This is a genomic window from Bifidobacterium actinocoloniiforme DSM 22766 (assembly GCF_001263395.1).
In the GTDB taxonomy this organism is placed as follows: Bacteria; Actinomycetota; Actinomycetes; order Actinomycetales; family Bifidobacteriaceae; genus Bombiscardovia; species Bombiscardovia actinocoloniiformis.
This window is the reverse complement of record NZ_CP011786.1, coordinates 1,115,224-1,140,055: the sequence shown is the minus strand read 5'-3', so window position 1 is coordinate 1,140,055 and position 24,832 is coordinate 1,115,224. Positions and strand designations below refer to the sequence as shown.

18 protein-coding genes and 2 tRNA genes are annotated in these 24,832 nt (G+C 62.4%); 14 read left to right on the top strand and 6 right to left on the bottom strand.

Translation table 11 applies throughout. From position 1 onward, the window contains the following. Window positions 1-121: 121 nt before the first annotated feature. Window positions 122-1,447 (bottom strand): MFS transporter, encoded by a 1,326-nt coding sequence (locus AB656_RS04705; protein ID WP_033503623.1) that lies wholly within the window; start codon window positions 1,445-1,447, stop codon window positions 122-124. 181 nt (window positions 1,448-1,628) lie between these two features. On the opposite strand from AB656_RS04705, the gene AB656_RS04700 reads away from it, so the two are divergent. Then, a complete protein-coding gene (locus AB656_RS04700; RefSeq protein ID WP_033503622.1) occupies window positions 1,629-2,288 on the top strand; it encodes a histidine phosphatase family protein in 660 nt (219 codons plus the stop codon). 88 nt (window positions 2,289-2,376) lie between these two features. After that, window positions 2,377-3,243 carry a hypothetical protein gene (locus tag AB656_RS04695; RefSeq protein ID WP_033503620.1) on the top strand — a complete coding sequence of 289 codons (867 nt, stop codon included), beginning with the start codon at window positions 2,377-2,379 and terminating at the stop codon, window positions 3,241-3,243. Window positions 3,244-3,348: 105 nt separating this feature from the next. Here the strand turns inward: AB656_RS04695 and AB656_RS04690 are convergent, their stop codons facing one another. From AB656_RS04690 to AB656_RS04680, 3 genes are all read right to left on the bottom strand, one after another. Further along, window positions 3,349-4,392, bottom strand: a complete 1,044-nt coding sequence (locus AB656_RS04690) for a DUF805 domain-containing protein (protein WP_051905358.1) — start codon at window positions 4,390-4,392, stop codon at window positions 3,349-3,351. A gap of 160 nt (window positions 4,393-4,552) precedes the next feature. Then, on the bottom strand, window positions 4,553-5,296 hold the full coding sequence (locus AB656_RS04685) for an ABC transporter permease (protein ID WP_051905357.1): 744 nt from the start codon (window positions 5,294-5,296) through the stop codon (window positions 4,553-4,555). 116 nt (window positions 5,297-5,412) lie between these two features. Then, entirely contained in the window at window positions 5,413-6,516 is a 1,104-nt protein-coding gene (locus AB656_RS04680; protein ID WP_236681850.1) for an ABC transporter substrate-binding protein, read from the bottom strand. Between the two features lie 561 nt (window positions 6,517-7,077). Here AB656_RS04680 and AB656_RS04675 point away from each other — a divergent pair. The 12 genes from AB656_RS04675 to cydC all read left to right on the top strand — a co-directional run bounded on the left by AB656_RS04675 (window position 7,078) and on the right by cydC (window position 22,714). Continuing rightward, window positions 7,078-8,382 carry an MFS transporter gene (locus tag AB656_RS04675; RefSeq protein ID WP_033503619.1) on the top strand — a complete coding sequence of 435 codons (1,305 nt, stop codon included), beginning with the start codon at window positions 7,078-7,080 and terminating at the stop codon, window positions 8,380-8,382. Window positions 8,383-8,460: 78 nt separating this feature from the next. After that, window positions 8,461-9,309, top strand: a complete 849-nt coding sequence (locus tag AB656_RS04670) for an MBL fold metallo-hydrolase (RefSeq protein ID WP_033503617.1) — start codon at window positions 8,461-8,463, stop codon at window positions 9,307-9,309. Between the two features lie 436 nt (window positions 9,310-9,745). Next, entirely contained in the window at window positions 9,746-12,145 is a 2,400-nt protein-coding gene (gene nrdD, locus AB656_RS04665; protein WP_236681921.1) for an anaerobic ribonucleoside-triphosphate reductase, read from the top strand. Between the two features lie 130 nt (window positions 12,146-12,275). After that, complete coding sequence (nrdG, locus tag AB656_RS04660; RefSeq protein ID WP_081924967.1) at window positions 12,276-13,004, top strand: anaerobic ribonucleoside-triphosphate reductase activating protein; 729 nt, start codon at window positions 12,276-12,278, stop codon at window positions 13,002-13,004. A gap of 66 nt (window positions 13,005-13,070) precedes the next feature. After that, complete coding sequence (gltX, locus tag AB656_RS04655; protein WP_033503615.1) at window positions 13,071-14,600, top strand: glutamate--tRNA ligase; 1,530 nt, start codon at window positions 13,071-13,073, stop codon at window positions 14,598-14,600. Window positions 14,601-14,664: 64 nt separating this feature from the next. Then, window positions 14,665-14,737, top strand: a tRNA-Glu gene (locus AB656_RS04650). Window positions 14,738-14,782: 45 nt separating this feature from the next. Beyond that, window positions 14,783-14,857: transfer RNA gene (locus AB656_RS04645), tRNA-Gln, on the top strand. A 358-nt stretch (window positions 14,858-15,215) separates the two neighbouring features. After that, entirely contained in the window at window positions 15,216-16,391 is a 1,176-nt protein-coding gene (locus tag AB656_RS04640; RefSeq protein ID WP_033503614.1) for an NAD(P)/FAD-dependent oxidoreductase, read from the top strand. Window positions 16,392-16,451: 60 nt separating this feature from the next. Beyond that, the gene (locus AB656_RS04635; RefSeq protein ID WP_033503613.1) at window positions 16,452-17,939 is read left to right on the top strand and encodes a cytochrome ubiquinol oxidase subunit I; all 1,488 of its coding nucleotides are present in this window, start codon (window positions 16,452-16,454) and stop codon (window positions 17,937-17,939) included. Beyond that, the gene (gene cydB, locus AB656_RS04630; RefSeq protein ID WP_033503611.1) at window positions 17,936-18,976 is read left to right on the top strand and encodes a cytochrome d ubiquinol oxidase subunit II; all 1,041 of its coding nucleotides are present in this window, start codon (window positions 17,936-17,938) and stop codon (window positions 18,974-18,976) included. Before AB656_RS04635 ends, cydB begins: the two co-directional genes overlap by 4 nt. Window positions 18,977-19,029: 53 nt before the next feature. Next, a complete protein-coding gene (cydD, locus tag AB656_RS04625; RefSeq protein WP_033503610.1) occupies window positions 19,030-20,868 on the top strand; it encodes a thiol reductant ABC exporter subunit CydD in 1,839 nt (612 codons plus the stop codon). Further along, the gene (gene cydC / locus AB656_RS04620) at window positions 20,849-22,714 is read left to right on the top strand and encodes a thiol reductant ABC exporter subunit CydC (protein WP_236681849.1); all 1,866 of its coding nucleotides are present in this window, start codon (window positions 20,849-20,851) and stop codon (window positions 22,712-22,714) included. The genes cydD and cydC overlap by 20 nt, the downstream gene beginning before the upstream one ends. A gap of 136 nt (window positions 22,715-22,850) precedes the next feature. Here cydC and AB656_RS04615 read toward each other — a convergent pair whose 3' ends face one another. Next, window positions 22,851-23,327 carry a cupin domain-containing protein gene (locus AB656_RS04615; protein ID WP_033503609.1) on the bottom strand — a complete coding sequence of 159 codons (477 nt, stop codon included), beginning with the start codon at window positions 23,325-23,327 and terminating at the stop codon, window positions 22,851-22,853. Between the two features lie 68 nt (window positions 23,328-23,395). Then, on the bottom strand, window positions 23,396-24,805 hold the full coding sequence (gene radA, locus AB656_RS04610) for a DNA repair protein RadA (RefSeq protein WP_033503679.1): 1,410 nt from the start codon (window positions 24,803-24,805) through the stop codon (window positions 23,396-23,398). Window positions 24,806-24,832: the final 27 nt, after the last annotated feature.

Below are 24,832 nucleotides of genomic sequence, written 5' to 3'. Positions count from 1 at the left end.
CATGGCCCTGTCCGAAGTGGGATCGGCGGCTTTTCCGTGCGGTACTTATATCCGAGGGCTCATGAACGGTCGTGCGGAAGGCGGGGGGCGAGAAACCGTTGGGAGGCCCGGCGCCGCGCGTTCAGACGGGTATGACGGTTAGGTCCGGGCGCTGGGTGGAGCCGCGGATCTGCTTGAAACCGATGAAGGCGATGGCCAGGCTGGTCAAGGCCAGGAAGGTGACCACACTGAATCCGCCCTGGGACCCGTAACGGTCGATGAAGACCCCGGCGATCGCCGAGCCTGCGGACGATCCGATTGAGTTCATGGCGTTCAGCCAAGCCATGCCCTCGGTGAAGCGGAAGGGCGGCACCAGGTGGAGCATGAGCTGGTTGCCGTTGATCCAAGTAGGGGCCTGGCAGACTCCGATGACCAGGTAGATGGCCATGATCGTCCATATGTTGCGGGCGAACATGAACGAGGCTATGCCCAGGTTCACGACGAGGAGGCAGAAGTAAAAGCGCTTCCACAGGGGAATCGTCCAGCTCTTCGCCCCGTACATGAGGGCGCCGATCAGGGAGGAGAAGGAGAAGCAGGCGAAGATGAAGCCAGTCATCTGCTTGGCTCCCTGCTCGCTGGCGAAGGAGATGATCGAGATCGAAGCGGCGGACTGGAAGGCGCCTAAGCCGAACCAGGTGATGCAAACGGCGACCAGTCCGGAGCTCCAGAAAGCGCTGGAGCCTTCTTCGCCTTGCAATTGGGCCTGGATTCTGGCCTGGCGGGCCCGGTAGACCTTGCGGCTGACCCCATCGCGGCGGGCCAGGACCGTCTGGGAAGGCGGTTCGGTGGACAGCTCGGTCAGGAACATCAGGGCGCCGACGGCTACGCACACGCCAGTGAAGGAGAAGGCCAGGATACCTGAGATGACAGCCAGGATCGAGGCCAGGGGGTTGCCGACCACCCACATGGCTTCATCTAAGACACCGCACAGGGATAGGGCCCGCTCGGTGCGCACATGGTCGCCCTTGAGCAAGAGGGTCCAGCGCTGCCGGCTCATGGCACCCCAAGGTGGGATGGCCGCCATGAAGGGGGTGATGCAGTATAGGGCCCAAATCGGGGCGTGGGAGCTGATGGCCGTCGTCAGACTGGCCGCCGCCACCATCCAGACCCCAATGGTCGGGATGGAGACCTGCCTCTGGCCGAACTTGTCGACCAGCTTACCCAGCAACGGGCTCATGACCGCTAGAGAAATCGCTTGGATGGCGGTCAGGGAGCCGGCCAAGGTGTAGGAGCCGTAGTAACGCTGGACCGAAATCGTGATGGTCATGCCCACCATAGGGAAAGGCATGGAGGCGACAACGGCGCCGATGGCGAACCGGGCGGTGCCGGGCATCCTCAGTAGCTCGGAGTAGCCACCTAGAATGCGGCGCCCCACCTCTCTGACGGCTGCGGTGACTTGGCTGGGCATAGGGGATCCTTTCGTCGCCGCGCCAGGGCGGGCAATCATGGAGGGGGGGAGGGGGGGGACGGGCGCGAATCGGCGTGACTTGTGGCCGTAGACGATCCATGTCAAACTTTAGTTGACACTGATGACGACGCGCTGGGCCAGCCTTGCTATCGGGCGGCTTCCGGCGGCAGGAGGCACAATTTTGCCAGCGACCACCATTCATTTCGTCCGCCACGGAAAGGTTTACAACCCTAATCACGTGCTCTACGAGCGTCTGCCAGGCTATCATTTGTCCCAACGCGGGGCGAGGATGGCCGCCGCGACAGCTCGCTTCCTGGCCTTGAACCCCGCCACCCAGAGCGTGTCCGCCTTGTACACCTCGCCCCTGGAACGCGCTCAGGAGACCGCTGGCATCATACGCGACCAGATCAATCTGGGCCGTCGTGAGCGAGGGGAGCGCCCCTTGGACCTCATCGAGGACGGCCGTTTGATTGAAGCGGGCAACGAGTTCAGGGGCAAGAGAATCGGCCGTGGGGACGGCGCCTTGTGGCGGGACGGCAACTGGCGGCTCCTGACCAACCTGATGCGGCCCTCCTGGGGCGAGTCCTACCAGTCAATCGCCGGTCGTGTCAGCGACTTCGTGCGCGAGCAGTTGGAGCACAGGCCCGGCGAGCAGATCATCGTTGTCAGCCACGAATCACCCATCTGGAGCTTCCGCCACATGCTGGAGACCGGGCGCCCCGAGCACAACATGCTTTTGCGCCGGACGGCCCTGGCTTCTGTCACTTCGGTCACCTTCGAGTCCGGCAGTGGAAGCGTGCTCGGCATCACATATGCGGACCCGGCTGCGCGGCTGGCTTGAACCGGCCCATAGCATATGATGGCAGTGGGCTCGCGCGCCCTGGTGGGGAACCGCGTGGGCTGTGGGTTGCATAAGCCGAGGAGGGCAGATGACATACGCATTTGACGGTGATCGAGTGGACGGGCTGGCAGCGCTGCCGCAGTTGGGGAAGGCGGCTGACGCGGGCGCGCACTTGATTGGGCTGTGGCCTTTGAACGACGCGACGCAGCTGGACAATGACGCCAAGTATGGGGAGAACCTGCAGGTCAGGATGACGCAGACCTTCGCGCGCATCATGACCGGCGAGGATGTGACGATTCCTGATGCCGAGTTTGTCTATGAGGGCGCGGACCAGATCCCTGGCCGCCCGCAGTCGATCGTGGATGCGCTTTTGGCCGCGGAAGACGCTTGCGATGGCATGGCGGGATACGCCCAGTCCGGCGACTTCAGCCAGGTGCGGGCGGCCGCCGACCTCATGGCCGCCGGTTGGAGTGATCAAAAATCCCAGGCCGGGGCTGATGTGGCCCAGGCCGTACTCCAGGCCATGAGCCCGGAAGGCCAGACGGTCGAGGCTAGCGCCGATCCGCAGGTCATCGCCCAACGCCTGGCTGCGTCGATGCTGGCCGCGTGGGACCTGGCGCATGCGGTGGGCGCGGGCTCGGACGAACCGGCCAGGGCCTTGCCGGTCCTCCTGTTCGCCAATGAGCTCAATGAGCGTTTTGAGATTCCCCGCTTCTACGTCTCGGACGAGCAGCTGGTCCACTTGCTGGGTCAGGATTCGCTCCAGAGCCTGGCTGAACAGGCCGCGCCCCTGGTCCAGGCTGAGTGGGACGGCCACCGTGACGACCTGCTCTGGGACCCGGACGAGGCTAAGCGCCAGGCCAAGGAAGAGGATGAGCGCAAGAGCCGCGAAGCCCTGAAGGCCAAGTTCGCGCACGTGCCGGAGGACCCGCACAAACCGCCGGTGGAGCTGTGAGCGCTCGGCGCTGATTGCTGCAAAATGAGCCCGGATCCTGCTGCGCGCAGGGTCCGGGCTCGCGTTTACATGGCTGCGGCATCGACTCCCTCGATTAGGGCGGAATCACGCGGTCTTGTCGAAGCGGGCGCCATGTGGGTCGGACTGACGGACTGTGAAGACCAGCCAGACGATGAAGCCGGCCATCATGATGAAGAATTCCCAGCTCAGCGCTTTGACCGAGGCGGGGGTGATCGCCGTGGCGTCCGCGGAGAGGAAGGCGTCAAGGCCGATGTGGGAGATGGTGACGGCCATGGCGATGATGCTGCCGTAAGTCAAGCCGAAGGGCAGGAGAATCCACAAACCGGAAAGATTGCTGTCATGCAGCCTGCGTACGGCAATCGATATGTTGGGCACTAGGACGGCCAAGTCCCATATGTAGCTTATATAGCTGCCGAAGCGGCCCATCTGCCCGGTCACGATGCCCAGGCCCAGGCCCACAAGCAGCAGGAAGAGGAAGGACCACCAGAACTCGCCCCGGGAGGCGCGGCCGGAGAAGTCGGCGTACTTGCTGAAGAAGCGCTTAATGGCGGCTCCGAAGCTGATGCCGTACCAGGGCTGGTTGAGGGGCGGCTCACCGCCGGTTCCCAGCGGGACCGTGTACATCGGCGTGGTCTGCGGCAGGGAGGGCTGGTCCCCCATGTAGGGCCCGCTGGGTTGCTGGCCGTAGGGCTGTCCGTAGTCTGGTCCTTGCCCATAGTCTGGAGCCTGACCGTAGAAGGGTCCTTGCGCTCCTGGCTGGCTGGCGGCGGGCTGCCCGTACGAGGGCTGGCTTTGCTGCCCGTATCCGTATGGGGGCTGACTTGGCTGGCCTGTCGGGCTGGCCTGCTCCCCGTAAGCCGACTGTTGGCCGTATTCGGGCTGGCTGTATGGCTGCTGTCGCACGTACGCGGGTTGCTGGACGTAGAATGGCTGCTCCTCACCTGTCCCATACAGTTGGTAGGGGTAGGCCTGCGCGCCCCCGTAAGGCTGCTGGTTGGCCGCTTGGTTGGTCCCGGGGGCTTGCCCGTCCGGGCTCTGGCCAGCGCCCGGTTGGTCCGCGATTGGCTGTGGGGTCCCTGCCTGGGGGTCCCCGTTCGCTCCTTGGGTCTGGTCATTCCACTGCGTCATCTGTAACTCCCTTGCCTAAGCGGCTGTTCAAGCCGTCCCCCCGAGTCTTCTGCGCCAGCATTCGCGCCGGACGGTTTCCACACCTACCAGTATGGCAGATTCGACCGCGGTTGTCAGCGTCGCCCGGCTTGCATGCCGGAGGGCCCGCGGACGGGTCCGGTCAGTCCTCGGGCCTGGCGGAGTCGGCCTGGTCATCCCCGCCGATCAGCGCCCGCTCGGCCAAGGCGATCAGCCCGAGGAGGATTCCGGTCAAGGCCATGATGACCAGGGTGGCGGAGAAGATCAGCGGCGTTTGGAAGGAGTTGAAAGCGGACTGGAGCCAGATGCCCAAGCCGTTCCTGGCGCCCAGGTATTCAGCGGTCGCCGCTGTGGCGAAGACGTAGGCGGCGGAGACGCGCAGGCCGGAGAAAATCTGCCGGGCGGCTACGCGCAGCTTCACGTGCCACAGGGTCCAGGCCTGGCTGGCCCCGCAGGTCAGGGCCACGTCCTGATAGAAGGGAGGGACCTCTTGCAAGCCCCGATACGTCTGGACGGCGATGGGGAAGAGGGCGAAGAGCGCGACGATGACCACTTTGCCCAGAGGCTCGAAGCCGAACCAGATGATGAACAGCGGGGCGACGGTGATCAACGGCACCATCTGGGCGGCGGCGATCAGCGGGTAGAGGGCGTCGTGGACGCTGCGCCAACGGTAGAGGCCGATGCCGGCCAGCACCCCTAGCCCGGTGGCCAGTAGGAAGCCGATGAATCCTTCGGTCGCAGTGGGCTGGGTCGCCTCCATCAGGTCCGGCCAGGCGGCCAGGCTGGCCTGGATGATGCGGCTGGGGGAGGGCAGCGCGTGCTCCGAGATGGAACCGAGGTCGGTCCAGGCCTGCCAGGCTGCGATGAGGGCCGCGAAGACCAGCATAGGGGGCAGGAGCCTACGCCAGACGCCGCGCGGGCTGCCGCCTGTCCGCGTCGGCCTGGGCCTGGATTGGAGTCCAGCGGCCTGGGCGGCGCGAGGTCGTTGCGTTGGTTGTGTTTTCACTTGACGAACTCGTCGGTCCAGAGGTCCTTGGCCTGCGGCGCTCGCTTGAGCTTGCCGCCCTTGCCGTCTTGGTAGGAGCCGGCCGTCTGCTGGAAGTCCAGGTAGGTCTGGGCCTGCCCCATATCCACCGTTCCAGGAAGAGTCGTGGCTCCAGGCTGGCCTGTCCAGTAGCCTTCCTTGACGATTCGCTCCATCGATGCGCGCGCCTGCTGGGGGTCGATCCGGGCGGCGGGGGCTTGCTCGACCAAGATGTCGGCGGCCTGGTCCGGGTGGGCCAGGGCCCAGTCGTAGCCTCGCTTGCTGGCTTGAACGAACCGGCGCAGGGCCTGGCGGTGGCTTTCCTGCTTCAGCCAGTTGGAGGAGACTACGAAGCCGATCTGGTCCGGATTGCCGGGCACCCCCCAGTCGGACTGGACGAAGCAGTGGAGCTTGGGGCCTTTCAAGTCGGCTTGCACCCCCTCCCAGGTCACGTAGAAACCGGCGAAGTCTCCTTTGCCGGAGGTCAGGGTGGCGAAGGTGGAGGTGCCGGAAGTGGCCCGCTGGAAGTCTCCTTGGCCACCGGCGTTCTTGATCATCTGCTTGACGACCGCGGTCTGCTCGGCCGATCCGAAGCTGACGAAGGTCTTCCCGTCGAAGTCCTTAGGGGTCTTGATGTCGGTGCGCGAGGCCAGGGAGCACCAGCGGCCTATGGGTTTTTGCCCGATGTCGAACACCTGCCTGAGATCCGCGCCCTGGGCGTTGAAAGCGGCCAAATTGCTTAGCTTCGAGAAGCCCACGTCGGCCACACCGTTTTCGACCGAGGTCTCGGCGCCGGCCTGGGCGGTCGGGAGGATTTTGACTGAGACTCCGGCTTGCTTGTAATACCCCTGACGCTGGGCCGTGTAGATGCCTACATGGTTGGTATTGGGCGTCCAGTCCAGCATGAATGAGATGTCTTCGCCGTCTTGGGCCTTGGCGCCGGCGCCGCAACCGGCCAGCGCGCCGACGGCCAGGGCCAAGGAACAGATCACGGCCACTGCCCTGCCTGGCCGTCGCGACTGCAGAAGGCCGGTCCGTCCTCCGGCCTTGGCCCCGGTGCGTTTGCGTGTGCTCATCCTCATTGGCCCATCACCTTGCCTTTCGCGCTTGCAGCGCGTGTACGCGATTCCGGGTCGCTGGTCGGGAAGGTGAGGAGCCCGCGCGAGTTGCCGAATCGCCGGCGGGCGGCCCGCTGATGGGACGCTCGCCTGCCTGAATCCTTGGGGCACGCGGCTGCTGCCACCAACCGCGCGAAGCTGCATCCAGTATAGGTTCAAGGCAGGAGATAGGCGCGTCCAAGGGTCGCTCCCTGCGAGACTCGCCGGGAAGTCGTGGCTGTTCAGGGACATAGGGGTGTGGATCGGACAGGGGATTGGGCAGGACCTTCCAAGCCAGGTGCGCCAGTGCCTGGGCGCTTGTTTGGGCCTAGCTGTTTCGGCGGCTTGGGTCTCGAACCGGTGCATCATGTGAAATTATCGGTTTGTAAACCAAACGTGAGGAGGTTAGACTGATTTCATGCCTCAGTGAGATGTTTTCGTTGGCCTTACGATGATTTATCTCGGAATTGTCATATTCACTCGTGGTGGCGAAGCAATGTCGCTGTTGCGGAGAAGAGTTCCTATCGAAGAGGATGGTGCGGTGCCATGAGAGTGCTGTTGAACTACCTGGGGATGGATAAACATCGATTCGGTCTGTTCTTGGTCATTACGTTTTCCACTTCCATTTACTGGTGGTCCAGTATTAAAAGCGTTATATACGAACCCTTCAGGCACGCCTTGGGCGTCTCGAACGCGCAACTAGGCTTCCTGCTCGGGTTGATCGGTTTCGTGCAGATCTTCGGATACGCGCTCCTGGGCTGGCTCCAGGACTTGTTGCCCATCCGCAAGCTGATCGCCGTCGACCTGTGGGGCTACGGCATTTTCGCCCTCATCCTGGGCCTGGTCCCCAATCTTCCCTACTGGTTCCTGGTAGTGGCCTTCGCCGCCTATGGTTTCTTCGGTGACGCAATTTATTGGCCCACCATTCAGAAGTCGACCAAGGGCCTGGCCACAGAGAAAACGCAGGCCGCTGCCTTCAGCGTCCAGGAAGCCATCCGTTCCGGCATGGGGCTGATCATCACCTGGTTCACCCTCTTCCTCTTCACCGTCGGCGGTTCCAACCTCTTCGGCGCCCGGCTCTCCATGACCATCTACCCGATTTTCATGATGCTGTACTCGTTCGTGGTGCTGAAGTTCATTCCCAAGGACTTCATGCACGATCAGAAGGATGAGAAGGACCACAAGCAGGATCGTAACGGCGTGTCCATGGTGCTTAAGGCCATGAAGCTGCCGATCGTCTGGACCACCGGTTTCGGCGCGGCGGCCACCTACCTGATCTACGTTGCGGCCAACACCTACTTCCTGCCCTTCGTCCAGAACTCCTTCCACCTTTCCGATGCGGCCGCCGGCCTGTTCGGCACCGTCAACTCGGGTCTGGTCGGTCTAATCGCCGCGGCCCTGTCTGGCGTTCTGGCCACCAAGCGCTTTAAGACCACCCCCCAGTGGATGACCCTGCTCTACGTCATCGTTGCCGTCATCTGCGTGTGCATCGTCATGACCCCACGTACGTCGAGCTGGATGTTGCCAGTCGTGGTGCTCTGCTGCGCTGTCACATTCATTTGCGTGGCGCTCAGGGCTGTCTACTATGCGCCAATCGGTGAAAGCGGCGTGGACTCCGACATTTCCGCCACGGCCATGTCGATCGCTTCCTTCATCGGCTACTGCCCCTCGTTCTTCGCTTACCCCCTGTTCGGTGCCATCATTGATGCTTTTGACACCCGCACCGCTTACAAGATCATCTTCATCATGCTGGCTGCTTTCAGCCTGGTCGGAATCGTGGCATGCACCTTCGGCAACAGGGTGATCATGAAGCAACGGCGCCTGGAAGAGGCCGCAGGCATCGAGGTCTGAGGGCATAAGGGAGGGTGTGGAAGCCCCTCCCTTTCCTTCCCAGCCAGTTTTCCTGAAAGTGAGAAAAGGAGTTCAATTATGAAATTGCAACATCTTGGAACCGCGGCGGCCGAACGCATTCCCGGTATCTTCTGCATGTGCGACCTGTGCAAGCACGCCAGTGAGGTGGGCGGCAAGGAGATTCGCACCCAGTCCCAGGCCTTGGTGGACGATTCCCTTCTTCTGGATTTCCCGGGGGACACTTACCACCACTTCGTGGATGAGCACTTCGATCTGCCTAGCATCACCACCCTCTTCATCACCCACTGGCACTCCGACCACTTCTACGGCGAGGACTTGGCTTACAGGATGGATTGGTATGCCAATGACAACCCCACCCATATGGATGTGTATGGCTCGGAGACGGTGAAGGGCTTCTATGAGCGCGCCTTCTTCCTGGAGGAGCACTACGACTACTCCAGGCTGACCTATCACAGCCTGCACCCTGGCGATGCGGTCACGGTGACGGCGTCCAACGGTAAGGAGTACACGGTCCACGCTTTCGAGGCCAAGCACGGCCACCACTTTGGGGACTGCCTCTTCTACGGCATCACCGATGGCGAGAAGGCCCTGCTCTACGCCCATGACACCGCCCCCTTCTATGAGTCGGCATGGAAGGACATGGAGGACGCCGGCCTCAAGTACGACTATGTTTCGCTTGACTGCACGCACGCCCTGGAACCCATCAAGTCCGATGTGCATATGAACTTCGCCGACAATCTCAAGGTCCGGGACCGCATGGTCGAAATGGGGCTGGCTGACGATAGCACGATTTTCGTAGCCAACCACTTCTCCCACAACGGTCTGGCTACCTATGAGCAGATGCAAGCCGCCGCCGTCAAGGAGGGCTTCATCTCCTCTTACGATGGCATGGTGACTGAGTTCTGATTCCGGGTCCGCCGGCGGCCGCGCGCGGCCGCCTGAGGTCCGATTTGCTATAGCCGAGCCGGTGTCCCGCTCTTTCGGGTGGGGCTCCGGCTCGGTGCGTGTGTTGCCCCCCCCCCCGGTTGGTCTTGGTGGGGGTGCGAGGATGAGGGCGGTGTCGGGTGCGCGTGTCGGGTTCGGAGGCTGTCGGGGTGCCGGCTCGGTACGTGCGCCATCTTGCGCTTCCGGGCTCTGTCTGAGCGTAGCCATAAGCTGTGAGCTTGCTCCCGTAATTCCATGAGAAACTAGATATAGTGATGGTTTTTTCGTTTTTCACTAGATATTGTGCTTTTCCGTGCTAGGCTGGGGATGCTGCGGGAAATGACGCAGATGTGGTTTGTGAGTAAGCGCGGGTGTCTCAGCGCGGCTTGGAAGGGCGAGGATTATGGATACGCAGGTGATGACGGATCGGACGCAGGGGAGCAAGGTCCTGGGGACGTCCAACGCCGTTGATGGCATCCTGGTGGAGAAGCGGGACGGCCGCATCGTCGATTTCGACCCCATCAACATCATGCACGCCGTCGAGGCGGCATTCAAGGATGTCAACACTCAAATCGACCCCAAGGTCAAGCAGGCGATCCGCTCCATGACCCTGTCGGTCGAGTCGGAGATTCGCGACCGCTACACCAACCCGGTCAAGATTGAGGATATCCAGACTCTGGTCGAGCACGCCCTGGTCAACGCCCACTACTACGACATCGCCCGAGCCTACACCTCCTATCGCCTGAGCCGCGACATCGAACGGGCCAAGGCCACCGATGTGAATGAGGCCGTCCACAGGCTCACCTCGAAGGACGAGTCGCTGGTGCGGGAGAACGCCAACAAGGACGCCAACGTCTACGCCACCCAGCGCGACCTGCTGGCCGGCGCGGTCTCCAAGGCCTCGGCCCTGAAGATGCTGCCCAAGGACGTGGCCAACGCCCACCTGAAGGGTGACATCCACTTCCATGACGCCGACTACTCGCCGTTCACCGCCGAGACCAACTGCTCCCTGCCTAATTTCGGGGACATGCTGGCCAACGGCTTCGAGCTGGGCAACGCGATGATGGATTCCCCCAAGTCCATCGGCACGGCGGCCACGCAGATCACGCAGATCATCAAGGACATCGCCGGTTCCCAGTACGGCGGCCAGACCGTCAACCGCGCCGATGAAATGCTGGAACGGTACGCCAAGCTGGACTACGAGAAGAATTACAAGATGGCCGAAGCCGTCCTGCCGGACGAGGAGCCCATTGAACTGGCCCGGGAGGTGGTCCGCGGCCTCAAGGCCCGCGAATCCGACTGGATTCACATGGACGACCGCCCCCCAATCGGCGAGGACGCCCCCTTCGACCTGGATGCGCCGGCCATTGTGCGCGCTCGCCAGGTCTATGCGAAGATCCTGACCCGCAAGAACATCTACGACGCCATGCAGACCATGGAGTACCAGATCAACTCCAACCGCGTCTCCAACGGTCAGACCCCGTTCGTCACGGTAGGCTTCGGCTTGGGCACTTCCTGGTTCGCCAGGGAGATCCAGCGCGCCATCTTCCTTATCCGCATCCGTGGTCTGGGCAAGGACCGCCATACCGCCATCTTCCCGAAGCTGGTCTTCACGATCAAGCACGGCCTGAACGCGGATGAGGGCGATCCCAACTACGACATGAAGCAGCTCGCGCTCGAATGCTCCACCAAGCGCATGTACCCGGATGTCGTCTTCTACGAGAACCTGATCAAGATCACCGGTTCCTTCAAGGCCCCTATGGGCTGCCGTTCCTTCCTCCAGGGCTGGGTCAACCCCGAGACCGGCGAGGATGAGGAGGACGGTCGCATGAACCTGGGCGTCGTCACCGTCAACATCCCGCGCATCGCCCTGGAATCGCGCGGCGACAAGGACCGTTTCTGGAAGCTCTTCGACCAGCGTATGGAGGTGGCCCACCACGCCCTGCAGTTCCGCATCATGCGTTGCAAGCAAGCCACTCCCATCAACGCGCCCACCCTCTACCAGTACGGTGCCTTCGGCCGTTTGAAGCCCACCGACTCGGTCGATACCCTCTTCCGCGATTCACGCGCCACGATTTCGCTGGGCTACATCGGCCTGTACGAGGCGACGGCGGTCTTCTATGGCAAGGATTGGATGCAGGACCACTCCTGGGACCCGGAAGGCAAGGAGTTCGCCCTTTCCATCGTGCGGCGGATGAACCAACTGTGCAAGCAGTGGGAGAAGGCCGAGCGCTACCACTACTCCGTCTACTCCACGCCGGCCGAGTCCCTGACCGACCGCTTCTGCCGGCTGGATCAGGAGAAGTTCGGCAAGGTTGAGGGCGTCACCGACCACGACTTCTACACCAACTCCTTCCACTACCCGGTCTGGTTGCGTCCCACCCCTATGGAGAAGCTCTCCTACGAGCGCGACTTCCCCTACCTGGCTTCGGGCGGATTCATCAACTACTGCGAGTTCCCCTCCCTCCAGCCCAACCCGAAGGCCCTTGAGGCGGTTTGGGACTACGCATACGACATCGGCATCGGCTACTTGGGCACCAATACGCCCATCGACCACTGCTTCGCCTGCGGCTACGAGGGTGACTTCGAACCCACCGAAGAGGGTTTCAAATGCCCCGAATGCGGCAATGACGACCCGGAGAAGTCAAACGTGACCAAGCGCACCTGCGGCTACCTGGGCAATCCGATCCAGAGGCCTATGGTCCACGGCCGTCACGAGGAGATCGCCCATAGGGTCAAGCACATGGAAGGGCAGACCGGCCATGTGGTGCTCAAGGACGGTTCCACCAAGGAGTGGTTCGACAACGTCGAGGAGTGAGTGGTCGGCGCTTCAAGAATAATCAAGGCAGTAAGGGATCGCGGGTGCAGCCAGGGACGGCGGCCCGCGATTGCCTTGCCTGGTGTGGGCCCGCTGGCGCGGGGCGGGCGGGGGAGAGGAGAATGTGATGATGTCCGAAGGTTTCACCGCCACCAAGGACCCGGCGAAGAACTCTCACCGGGATTTCGCCCCGGACGAGAACGATCGTGGCCCAAGCGTGCCCAGCGAACTGACCAACAATCCCAAGGCGGGGCAGTGGGATGGCCGCAAGCTCAGCAGGGGCATCGTAGCTGATTACAAGCCTCTCGTCATGACCGATGGCGAGGGCATCCGCTGCTCCATCTATGTCTCCGGCTGCCCCTTCCGCTGCGAGAACTGCTACAACGCTTCCATCTGGGACTTTCAGGCGGGGCGGCCTTACACGGATGAGTTGGAGGACCGCATCATCCGAGACCTGGCCCCTTCCTACGTTCAAGGCGTCACGTTCCTGGGTGGTGAGCCCCTGCTCAACACTCCTATGCTGCTCAGGCTGGCGCGGCGGGTGCGGCAGGAGTTCGGCCATGGCAAAGACATCTGGTGCTGGACCGGATACACCTGGGAGGAGCTCATGCGCCCTGGGGAGACCCCCGACAAGGCGGAGCTCCTGTCGTACGTGGACGTGTTGGTCGACGGCCGTTATATCGACACGAAGAAGAACTCCCTCCTGCAATTCCGGGGCTCCTCGAACCAGCGCATCATCGACGTGCCGCGCTCGCTTCGGGCCGGCGAGGTCGTCATCTGGCCCAAGCTTCATGACCAGACCCGTTTCATCCCCGAGCACTACAGCAAGGACAGACAGCAGGAGCAGGCCAGGGGCTGAGCGGGCGCTTGGCTGGTCCCGGCCAGCGGCCGGCCAACGTCGGGTTGCCGGGGCACAATGGTTCCTATGAGTCAAGAGCACGACAAGAACGTTAAGCCTGAATTGCCCAAGGACCTGCGCGTCAGGTTCTGCCCTTCGCCTACCGGTACCCCGCACGTTGGCATGGTCCGCACGGCGCTGTTCAACTGGGCGCAGGCCCGCCACTCTCACGGTTCCCTGGTCTTCCGCATCGAGGACACCGATGCCGCCCGTGATTCCGAGGAGAGCTATGAGCAGATCCTGGATGCCATGCGTTGGCTGGGCCTGGATTGGGACGAGGGCGTGGAGGTGGGCGGCCCGTACGCCCCCTACCGCCAGTCCGAGCGCGGCGACATCTACAGGGATGTCGCCGGCAAACTCCTTGAGGCTGGGTATGCGTACGAGTCATATTCCACGGCTGAGGAGATCGAGGCCCGCAACTTGGCCGCAGGCCGCCCCAAGGCATTCGGCTACGATGGTTTCGACCGTGATCTGACGCAAGAGCAGAAGGCCGCCTTCAAGGCCGAGGGCCGCAAGCCCGCCTTGCGCATCAGGATGCCCGACGAGGACCTGGCCTTCGACGATCTGATTCGCGGGCGGATCGAGTTCAAGGCGGGTTCGGTGCCCGACTATGTGATTGTGCGCCCCAATGGCGATCCTCTTTACACCCTGACCAACCCGACGGACGATGCGTTGATGCGGATTAATGTGGTCCTGCGCGGAGAGGACTTGCTGTCGTCCACCCCACGCCAGCTGGTGCTCTACCGTTACCTGACCGAGCTGGGCATCGCCGAGGGCACGCCCCTGTTCGGTCATATGCCGTATGTGATGGGCCAGGGGAAGAAGAAGCTGTCCAAGCGGGACCCCGAGTCCAATCTCTTCCTCCACCGTGAGCACGGCTTCATCCGCGAGGGCCTGCTTAACTACCTGGCTCTCCTGGGTTGGTCCATCGCTCCTGACCGGGATGTCTTCTCCATGGACGAGCTGGTCGAGCACTTCGACATCCGCGACGTCAAGGCGAATCCGGCCCATTTCGACATCGATAAGGCCACGGCGATCAACGCGGAGCATATCCGTATGTTGGATTCACAGGACTTCCTGAACCGCTCCCTTCCGTATCTCAAGCGTGACGGCGTGATTTCCGCCGATTCGTGGGATGCTTTGACCGAGCGGGAACGCACGGTTCTGACGGCTGCGGCGCCGCTGGTCCAGCCGCGCGTGCGGCTGCTGGGTGAGGTTTCCGGCATGGTCGGCTCCTTGCTGCGTCAAGAGGGCTATATCGAGCCAGCCCCCGATGCCCGCAAGCAACTCAAGGATTCGGCTGGACAGGTCCTGGAGCTGGCCGTTCGTGCGCTGACACCGGTTGCTGAGGCTGACTGGTCGGCAGAGCACCTGCACGAGCTCCTGACCAAGGCCCTGGTGGACGAGGCAGGCTATAAGCCGGGCTTGGCCTTTGGTCCTGTGCGCGTAGCCGTCTCCGGGCGCCGGGTGTCCCCGCCGTTGTTCGAGTCTCTGGAGATTATCGGTAAGGATACGACACTCCGAAGGCTGAATAACTTGCGCCAGAATCTCGGGTAACATATACTTCTACTCGTTGTGTTCGTGGCCCATTGAACCGGGTCATGGCGCGGCGGATAGGTAAGCCCCCGTCGTCTAGCGGTCTAGGACTACGCCCTCTCACGGCGCCAACACCGGTCCAAATCCGGTCGGGGGTACGACGGTCTGGTGGCGATTGCTGCAAGCAGTTGCCGCGAGTCCATTGGGGTATGGTGTAATTGGCAACACAGGTGATTCTGGTTCATCCATTCTTGGTTCGAGTCCAGGTACCCCAGCCATGAAGCGCATAAGCGCGATACGCAGCTGGTTCCGTGAAAACGGGCCAGCTTTTTGTGTACTAAGCCCTTTCGCCCAGGCGTTGGTGCACCCAGCAGGGAGCGGGAACGTCTCCGTTCTTCCTTGGGGGCACAGGCTGCGCGGGCGCTTCTGCGCTGGCGGCCCAAGGGGAAATGTGGTGTTCACTACAAAATACTCGCATTTTGCGGGTTTCGCGCCCTCAGCATTGTTCAAAACCTTTACTTTCTTATATACTGGAGTCATATCTACAGCGGCCGGGCTGCCTCTGCCGAGGCGTTGGTCCCGGTAGGAGTACGCCCGAATGCTGCGACAGCGAAGCGCAAGCAAAGGTAGGAACTTATGACAACGATTGCCGTGTTGGGTGGCGGGTACGCAGGTTTGCGCGCTGCGAGGAAACTCGCTCATGCCAAAGTCCCAGCGCGCATCGTACTGGTGAACAAGCATCCCTACCACTACCAGTCCACCCAACTGCACCAGCTGGCCGCTGGCACTAAGGAGGAGGCCGACATCTGCTTCCCCATGGCGACGGCGGTCCCCAAGAAGGTGAACGTGGTGATTGACGAAGTGGAGCGCGTGGACAGGGAAGGCCACCAGGTCTTCCTCAAGTCCCATCCGCCCATCGCCTATGACTACTTGCTCAATGCGCTCGGATTCGAGTCCGAAAGCTTCGGCATCGAAGGCGTTGAGGAGAACAGCCTGCCTCTGGTCGACGTGGACACGGCCTTGGCCGCCCGCCGTCACCTGGAGGAGACCCTGGCCCGTTACCGCACCAGCGGTGACGACCTGGACCTGAGCATCCTGGTGTGCGGGGCCGGATTCACCAGCATCGAGTACTTGGGCGAGCTCGTCTACCGACTGCCGGAGTTGGCCAAGCGCTACGACTTCCCCATGGAGAAGGTCAAGATCGGCTGCATCGAGGCCGCTGACAAGATCCTGCCCATGTTCGATCGCAAGCTGGCCGACTGGGCCACTGACTATCTGCGCCGGCACGGCGTCGTCTTCCACACTTCCACGCCCATTACCGCCATTCGCCCCGGACAGGTGGTCAGCAATGACGCCACCTTCTCCGCCAATACCATCATTTGGGCTACTGGCGTCAAGGGCAGCAGCGTGATTCCCGCTTCCGGTTACTCAAGCAAGCGCAATCGCGTGGTCGTCCAAGACGACCTGAGCGTGGAGGGCAATCCCAGGGAATTCCTGATCGGTGATGTCAGCGCGGTGTTGGACCCCTCCAGTGGTCGGCCCTATCCGACCACCGCCCAGGTCTCGATCGCCCAAGCCGACTGCGCGGCCGCGAATGTGGTCGCCGAGCTGACCGGGCGACCTACCGGCAAGTTCTCCTTCAAGAGCGTGGGCACGGTATGCTCCCTGGGCCCCAAGGTCGGCGTGGCCCAGATCGATTTCATGGGACACTGGAAGCTCAAGGGTTGGATTGTTGGCATCGTTAAGAAGATGGTCAACGACCGCTCAGTGCTTGAGGTTGCCGACGTGAAAACAGTATTAGGAAACAACTGACAGCCCACTTGCTGCCCCTGACAATTCTTCCGAAGTATTACAGAGAAGGGAAGGAAGGAAATGAGTGTGTTGACGTTATCGCGACTTCAGTTCGCGATGACAACCGTATACCACTTCTTCTTCGTGCCGATGACCATCGGTGTAGGCCTGGCCGTGGCCATCATGGAAACCATGTACGTGGTGACCAAGAAGGAAGTGTATAAGACGATGACGAAGTTCTGGGGCAAGGTTTTCCTGCTCTCCTTCGCCGTCGGGGTTGTCACAGGTATCATCCAGGAGTTCCAGTTCGGCATGAATTGGTCGAACTACTCCCGCTTCATGGGCGATATTTTCGGAGCCCCTCTGGCCATCGAGGCGCTTGTGGCTTTCTTCCTCGAATCGACCTTCATCGGCGTGTGGATGTTCACTTGGGATCGGTTCAAGCCCGTCTGGCATATGGTCTTCATGTGGCTGACCAATGCGGGCTCCATCATCTCCGCCATCTGGATTCTCACCGCCAACTCCTTCATGCAGCACCCCGTCGCCTTTGAGATCAACAAGGAGACCGGCCACGTGCGCTTGACCAGCTTCGCCGACCTGCTGCGCAACCCGCAGCTGTGGGTTGAGTTCCCGCACGTCTTCTTCGCCGCTGTCTGCACCGGCGCTTTCGTCGTCATGGGCTGCTCGGCCTGGAGCCTGCTGCGCATGCACGTCAAGAACAAGAAGGATGTCGCCGCTGTCGAGGTAGACGGCGTCAAGGCCGCCAAGGTTGATCTGTTCACCCGCTCCCTGCGCGTGGGTGCCGTCATCGGTCTGATTGGCGCTTGCTGCGTGGTGTTTTACGGCGACCTCCAAGGCAAGTTCATCGTCAATGATCAGCCGATGAAACTGGCCGCCATCGAAGGCATCTACGACAACACCGGCGACCCCGCCCCCTGGCAGGCCGTGGCCTTGATTAACGAGAAGGACCACAAGGTCGAGAAGGCCGTGGAGGTGCCTGGCTTTGGCTCTATGCTCTACTACGGCAAGGAGTCCGGTTCGGTCAAGGGCATGGACGCGGTCAACCAGGAGCTGCACTCCAAGTATGACGCCAAGTTCGGCAAGGATATGAACTACTACCTGCCGACCACCACGCTCTTCTGGGTCTTCAGAATGATGGCGGGCATCGGCTTCGCCTTTGCGGTGGTGTCGGCTCTGGTGCTTTGGTTCACACGGAAGAAAAAGAACACCATGTGGACCAGCCGATGGAAGCTGTGGGTGATGGGCATCCTGACCTTCGCTCCCTTCCTGGCCAGCACTTCGGGTTGGATGGTTACGGAGATGGGCCGCTACCCCTGGATCGTGTACGGTTATCAGACAATCGCGGACGCTGTCTCACCGACGACCACGGCGCCTGAGGTCCTCTTTTCGGTGATCGTCTACTTCCTGCTCTTCCTGGTCCTGGGCTTGGTGATGGTCTTCTACACCCGCCGCGTCCTCCATCAGGGTCCTTATTATGAGACGGACCAGGGTGACGAGTCTGCCGCCCATGTGTCCGGCGCCGCTGAAAGGAAGGTGGCATTAGCATGAGCTTCCTGCAAGGTATGTGGTTCTTCGTTATCGGTCTGCTCTTCGCCGGGTTCCTTTTGCTGGAGGGCTTTGACTTCGGCGTGGGCATGGCGACCCGCTTCCTGGCGAGGGACGGTGACGAACGAGCGCTCTTCATGCGGGCCATCGGCCCCCATTGGGACGGTAATGAGGTTTGGCTGATCACGGCTGGCGGCGCCATGTTCGCGGCCTTCCCCCTGTGGTACGCCTCCCTCTTCTCCGGTTATTACCTCCTGCTCTTCCTGGTCTTGGTGGCGCTGATCCTACGCGGCGTATCATTCGAGTTCGCCAACAACGCGATTACGGACCGGGAGAGGGGCGTATGGCAGTGGGCCAACTTCATTGGCTCCTTCTTCGCGCCCTTCTTCCTGGGCATGATGCTGACCTCCTTCATCCAGGGCGTTCCCATGGATGACCAAGGCAACGCCTGGGTCGGTTTCTTCGGCGTCTTCAACTGGCTCTCAGTGGTCGGTGGGGTAGCGGTCGTATTCTTCTGCTTCCTGCATGGCCTGCACTTCCTGAGCCTGAAGCTGGGGCCTGGCGACTCCCGCCGGATGCTCAACACCTCGGAGAAGCTCTACTGGATCGCTTACCCGGCCCTGGTGATCTTCGTGGTCCTGGCCATGTTCATGACCGACTTCTACCGCTTGCGTCCTGTCAGCACTTGGTTGCTGACCGTTGTGATTCTGGCGGCCACGATTTGCGGTCATGTCAGCACCTTCAAGAAGCGGGGCGGTTACGCTTTCACCGCGACTGGCGTGACGCTGATGGCCCTGATCGCTTGGATTTTCAACGGCATCTTCCCCCGAGTCATGGTGGCGACGGATCCGTCGAAGGACCTGCTGATCAAGGACGCCGCCGCTTCGCCCTACACCTTGAAGATCATGACCATCGTGCTGTGCATCTTCCTGCCCATTATGCTGGCCTACTTCATCTGGTCCTACTTCATCCAGCGCAAGCGCCTCGTCTCCGACGATGTGAGCATGACTGACGTGCGTCCGGCGGTCGTGGCTGGCTGAGGCAGGTCGCAGCTTGGCGCGAACGTTGATTACAACCTGGGAAGGCATGCCCTTTGATTGATAAGAGCCTTTTTCGGTTCGCCGGTATCAGGCGGGAGATGCTGGCTTTGGCCTTGCTCTCCATCCTTCAAGGGGCGGCCATTTCAGGGCAAGCGGCAGGGTTGACCTGGGCCCTGGTGCGCATTTGGCACAGGCGGCCCATGTCCGCCCTGTTGCTGCCCGCCCTTGCCTTCCTGGTCGCTTTCACGGTCCGCCAACTGATCGAGGTGGCCAAGCAACGCATGGCCACCTCCTACGCGGATGGCGCAGTCCGGCAGTTGCGCCCGCAAGTGCAGGAGAAAGTCTTTCGCTTGGGTCCGGCGGCTCTGACCCAACGGGGCACAGGCTCCGCGGTCACCATGCTGATCGACGGGCTCGACGAGGTCAAGACCTATATCCAGACGGTCCTGCCCAAGATGATGGACATGACCTTCATCCCGCTGATCACCCTGGTGCTTATCTGGAGCCAAAGCCCCTTGAGCGGGATCATCCTGCTATGCATGCTGCCCCTGCTCTTCTTCTTCCTGGCGATCCTGGGCCTGGCCGCCCGTGATCGCTCCAACAAGCAGTACGCTCAGTTCCGTAAGCTCAACACCCGCTTCGTCGACACGATCCTGGGGCTGCCCACGCTCAAAATGCTGGGCATCAGCGAGGAGTACGAGAGCGAGATCGAATCGACATCCGACCGGTTCCGTAAACGCACCATGTCGGTGATTCGTGTGGCGCTGACCTCTACGTTCGCGCTTGACTTCTTCACCACCTTGGCCATAGCGATGATGGCCGTATTCTTAGGCAACCGGCTGATTGACGGCACGGCTGACCTCTTCCCTTCCCTGCTGGCCCTGATTCTGGCGCCTGATTACTTCCTGCCCATCCGGCAGTTCGGCGACGACTACCACGCCACCCTGGACGGCAAGAACGCCTTGACGGACATGCAGGACCTCCTGTCCCAGCCCGAGCCCAAGCAAGACGACCGTTTGGACTGGGACGGCTGGGGCGAGGACAGCCAGCTGACCGTGCGCGGCCTGAACTTCACTTATCCAACCAAGCCCCAAGCGGACGCCGTGGTGCCTGCGGGGAAGGCCGCTTCCTCCAGTAAGAACCCGGCCGCCTCGAAGGAAGGGGAGCAGGAGGCTTCCGAGCCGATAGAGCCCGCGCTGACCGATTTGGGCTTTACCCTCAAGGGTTACAGCAAGGTGGCGGTCATCGGCCGTTCCGGCGCCGGCAAGTCCACCCTGGTGCAACTGCTGGCTGGCTTCAACGCCCCGTCCTCCGGCTCGATCGAGTTGGACGGGCGAAGCATGGGCCACTTCAACGCACCGTCCTGGCAGCGGCATATCGCCTACATTCCGCAGGACCCTTATATTTTCTCCGGCTCCATAGCCGACAACATTCGTTTCTACGCCCAGGAGGCCGACGATTCGGCCATCGCCCAAGCAGCTACCCAAGCCGGTTTGGACGACTGGCTGGGCGTCCTGCCTGAGGGTCTGGGCACTCAGATAGGGGAGGGGCACCGGGGCATCTCCGGCGGCCAGGCCCAGCGCATATCCTTGGCCCGTGTGCTGCTGGACTCCACCCGTGAAATCCTGCTCTTCGATGAGCCGACCGCCCATTTGGACATCGAGACCGAGTACGACTTGAAGCAGACCCTTTTGCCGATCATGGAGGGGCACCTGGTCATCTTCGCTACCCACCGCTTGCACTGGCTTGCGGACGCGGACCAGGTCATCATGCTGGACCAGGGGCGGATAGCTGCCCAGGGCGCGCCAAAGGATTTGATCGGCCAAGGCGGGCCTCTGGACCAGTTGATCGAGCGGATGGGAGGCAATCAGATTGCCGGATACCTCGACTAAGCCTTTCAACGGCCCCGAGCCCAGCCAGCTGACCGCGCAGACCCGGCCGGCCCAGTCCGAGCCGCAAGAGCAGCGCCGGTCCCGCCCCGACTATCTTGCCGCCTGGCGCAAGGATCACTGGTTCTGGCCTTATCTGAAGCTCAATAAGGGCCTGCTCGCCCTGATTTTCTTCCTGGGGACCATCACCTTCGTGTGCGCCGCCGGGCTCATGTTCACCTCCGGTTTCCTGATTAGCCGTTCGGCCCGCCATCCCTACAACATCTTCGTGGTCTACGTGCCGATCGTCCTGACCCGGGCCTTCGGTATCGGCAGGCCCACGTTCAAGTACTTGGAGCGCACCCGCAGCCACGATTGGGTCTTGCGCGTGGTCTCCAAGCTGCGCGTGCAGCTCTACCGCACCCTGTCCAAGGACGCCTCCTTCTTGACCGAGCACGAGCGCACCGGCACCGTCCTCTCGATGCTGGCCGACGACCTGGACCACCTGGAGAACTTCTATCTGCGCACCATCTTCCCTACCGTCGTCGCCTACCTCATGTGGTTGGTGGTCACCATAGCCGTCGGTGTGTTCTCCTGGCAGGCCTCCCTCCTGCTCTTCAGCCTCTTCGCGCTGATTCTGATCCTGATCCCGCTGGTCTCCCTGGCTTTCGCGGACGGCCACTACGCGCTGGAGAAGGCCCGGCAGCAAGACGAGTACACGCAGGTGACCGAGAGCTACCTTGGCTTGTCCGACTGGGTCATCACCCACCGCCACGGCGAGTTCACCGCCACCGGGGCCGAGGATTTCAGCCGTGTGATGGACAGCCAGTTGCAGCAAAAACGCTTCGAGCGCTGGCGTAATTTCGCCATCCAGATGATATTCGGCATCATGGTGGTTGGCCTGCTGGCGGGCAGCCAACTGACGCTCACCTCCTCCGATTCGCTCGCTGACTACGCTGCGGCCGTGGTGTTGAGCCTTTTCCCACTGATCGATTGCTTCATCGTCGTATCCCAAGCCGTCGCGGAGGTTCCGCTTTACACCGACTCCCTGGGCCACTTGAACGGCTTGACCGCGAGGGTGGAGGCCCGCCAGAGCGCGCCCATCGAGCAGGTTATGCTCAAGGAGCCTGTGGCTTCGATCGACTTCGATCACGTGACCTTCGCCTATGGCCCCGGCCAGCCCACCCTGCTGGATGACGTGTCCCTGCGCATACCGGCTGGCAGCAAAATCGCCCTCCTAGGGCCTTCCGGCGAGGGCAAGACCACGATCCTGCAACTGCTGCTGGGCGATCTGGCCCCACAGAGCGGGCGGATCAGCGTGAACGGGCAACCAATCGCAGCCCTTCAATCCGAGCGTGCCCGTCTCTTCGGCTACCTGAACCAGCAGCCTTTCCTCTTCAACACCACAATCGTCTCGAACGTCCGTCTAGGCGAGCCGGAAGCTTCGGATGAGCAAATCTGGCAGGCCTTGGAGGCCGTGCAGATGGCCGACTATGTCCACTCCCTGCCGCTCGGGCTCGACACCCCGGTGCAGGAGGGCGGCGCCCGCTTCTCCGGCGGCCAGCGACAGCGCCTGGCCCTGGCTCGGATCGTGCTGAAGGACACCCCGATCGTCCTGTTGGACGAGCCGACCATAGGCCTGGACCCTGTCACCGAGCAGGAACTCATGACCATGATCATGAAGGCTACCGCGGGCCGCACTCTCCTGTGGGTGACCCACCACCTGCAGGGCCTGGAGGGCGCTGACCAGGTGGTCTTCCTTGAGGACGGCCGTATCGCCATGCAAGGTACCCCATCTGCGCTCTACCGGGACAACCCGCGCTTCCGCCAGCTTTATCAGCTCGACGTGGGCGACCTCACCTCAGCCTGAGGGTCGCCGGCGGAGCTGGGGAGTTGGGCAGACGCTTACCAAGGCTCCGATCATACGGCGGCAGGCGGAAGGTCACGGGGCTGAATCCTTGGCAGGCCCCTATGCCTAAGTCGGGGGGGGGGGCAGGGGAACGGGGTTACTGCTCCAACTCAAAACCTGCGAAAGTGAAGCCGGGGGAGACCACGCAAGAGACCAGGGCGTCGCCGGAGCCTGGGAGGGTTCGCTGCCAGCAACCTTCGGGAACGACGTAATGGCCCACTGGGGTGGTCTCGTCGGTGGAGCCGCCGTGGGCGATCTGGGAGCCCAGGGTGATGAGTTCGTGGTCGTTCTGGTCCTGGGCCGGGGCGTCGCCGTAGCCGCCGATCTCAAGTTGGACCGTCGCGGGGCCGTGCCAGAGCCAGATTTCGTCCGCGTCCACCTTGTGCCAGGCGGAAGCGTCGCCCTGGGCCAGCAGGAAGTAAATCAGCGAGCTCAGGGGGCGGGCCGAGGGTGCGTCTTCGCGTGGACTCAGCCAATCAGCCACGTACCATCCGCCTTCCGGGTGGGGTTCCAGGCCCAGGCGCTTGACCAGGGACTGGGCGTAGGGGCTCATGGATTCCAGTTCGACGCTCATGTGCGGGTTTCCTTTCGTGTGGGGTTCTTGCGGTGGGTTCCTTCATTGGACGTTACGCCTGGGACTGCTTAACGCGCGCCTAGGGCTTCCAAGGCGTCGGCCAAGGTGGAGACTTCGATGACCTCTAAACCGGCGGAGGGCTTGGTCGCGCGGCCGCCCCGGTGGACGGGGACGACGGCGCGGGTGAAGCCCAGGCGGGCCGCCTCACTCAAGCGGTGGGCCAGCTGGGGGACCGGGCGCACTTGGCCGGTCAGGGAGATTTCACCGATGGCGCAGGTGGTCTTGGCGATCGGCTTGGCCGAGTTGGCCGAAGCCAGGGCGGCCGCTACGGCCAGGTCGCAGCCGGGCTCCTTGGCCAGGCCACCGGCGATTGTGGACACATACAAATCGCGGGTGAGCAGGTTCACCTTGCCATGCCGGTAGAGCACTGCGGCCAGCATGGCCAGTCGGTTAGCGTCGATGCCATTGGCGTTGCGGCGGGGGGTGGGCAGGACTGACGCGGTGACCAGCGCCTGGATTTCGATGGGTAGGCTGCGGTGGCCGTCAAGGGTGAATGTGACGCAGGTGCCTTCGACTGGGGCCTCTGAGGCGGACAGGAAGAGCCTGGCCGGGTCCTTGACCTCCTCGATGCCTTGGCCGCTCATGTCGAAACAGCCCACCTCGTCGGTGGGGCCGAAGCGGTTCTTGGCCGCGTGGAGCATGCGCAGGGCCGTCTGGGAGTCGCCCTCGAACTGGCAGACCACATCCACCAGGTGCTCTAGCGTGCGCGGACCGGCGATGGCGCCGTCTTTAGTGACATGCCCTACCAGCATGACTGGAATATCGTACGTTTTGGCCAAATCAATCAGGGCGGAAGCTACCTCGCGGACCTGGGTGGAGCCGCCGGAGATGCCGTCCACGTCCTGAGAGGTGATGGTCTGGGCCGAATCCACGATGGCCAGGGAGGGCTTGGTCTGCTCGATCAGGCCCAGGACCGTGCCCAGGTCGGTGGTGGCCGCCAGGAGCAGGGAATCGTCGATGGCGCCCACCCGGGAGGCTCGCATCCGCACCTGGGCCTGGGACTCCTCGCCGGAGATGTAGAGCACGCTGCCGGGCTGGCTGCGGGCCACATTGCCGGCCGTCTCCAAGAGGAGGGTCGATTTGCCGATGCCGGGTTCGCCGGCCACCAGCATCACCGAACCGGGAACCACGCCGCCGCCCAGCACGCGGTCGAACTCCTCAAAACCGGTAGGTACGCGCTCCACCGACTCTGACCCCACCTGACTGATGGGCTGGGCCTGGGCCTCGGCGGACAGGACCGACGCCTGGGTTCGCCGGCCGCTCGAATTGGAAGCGCCGGGCGAGCGCGTCTTGCCGGGCCGGGCCTCATGGAACTCCTCGATCGTGCCCCACTGACCGCACTCCGGGCAGCGGCCGAACCACTTGGCTCCGGTCCAGCCGCATTCGGTGCATACATACTGCGTTGCGCTTTTCGCCATATTTGTGACGCTATCGGTCTTGAAGGA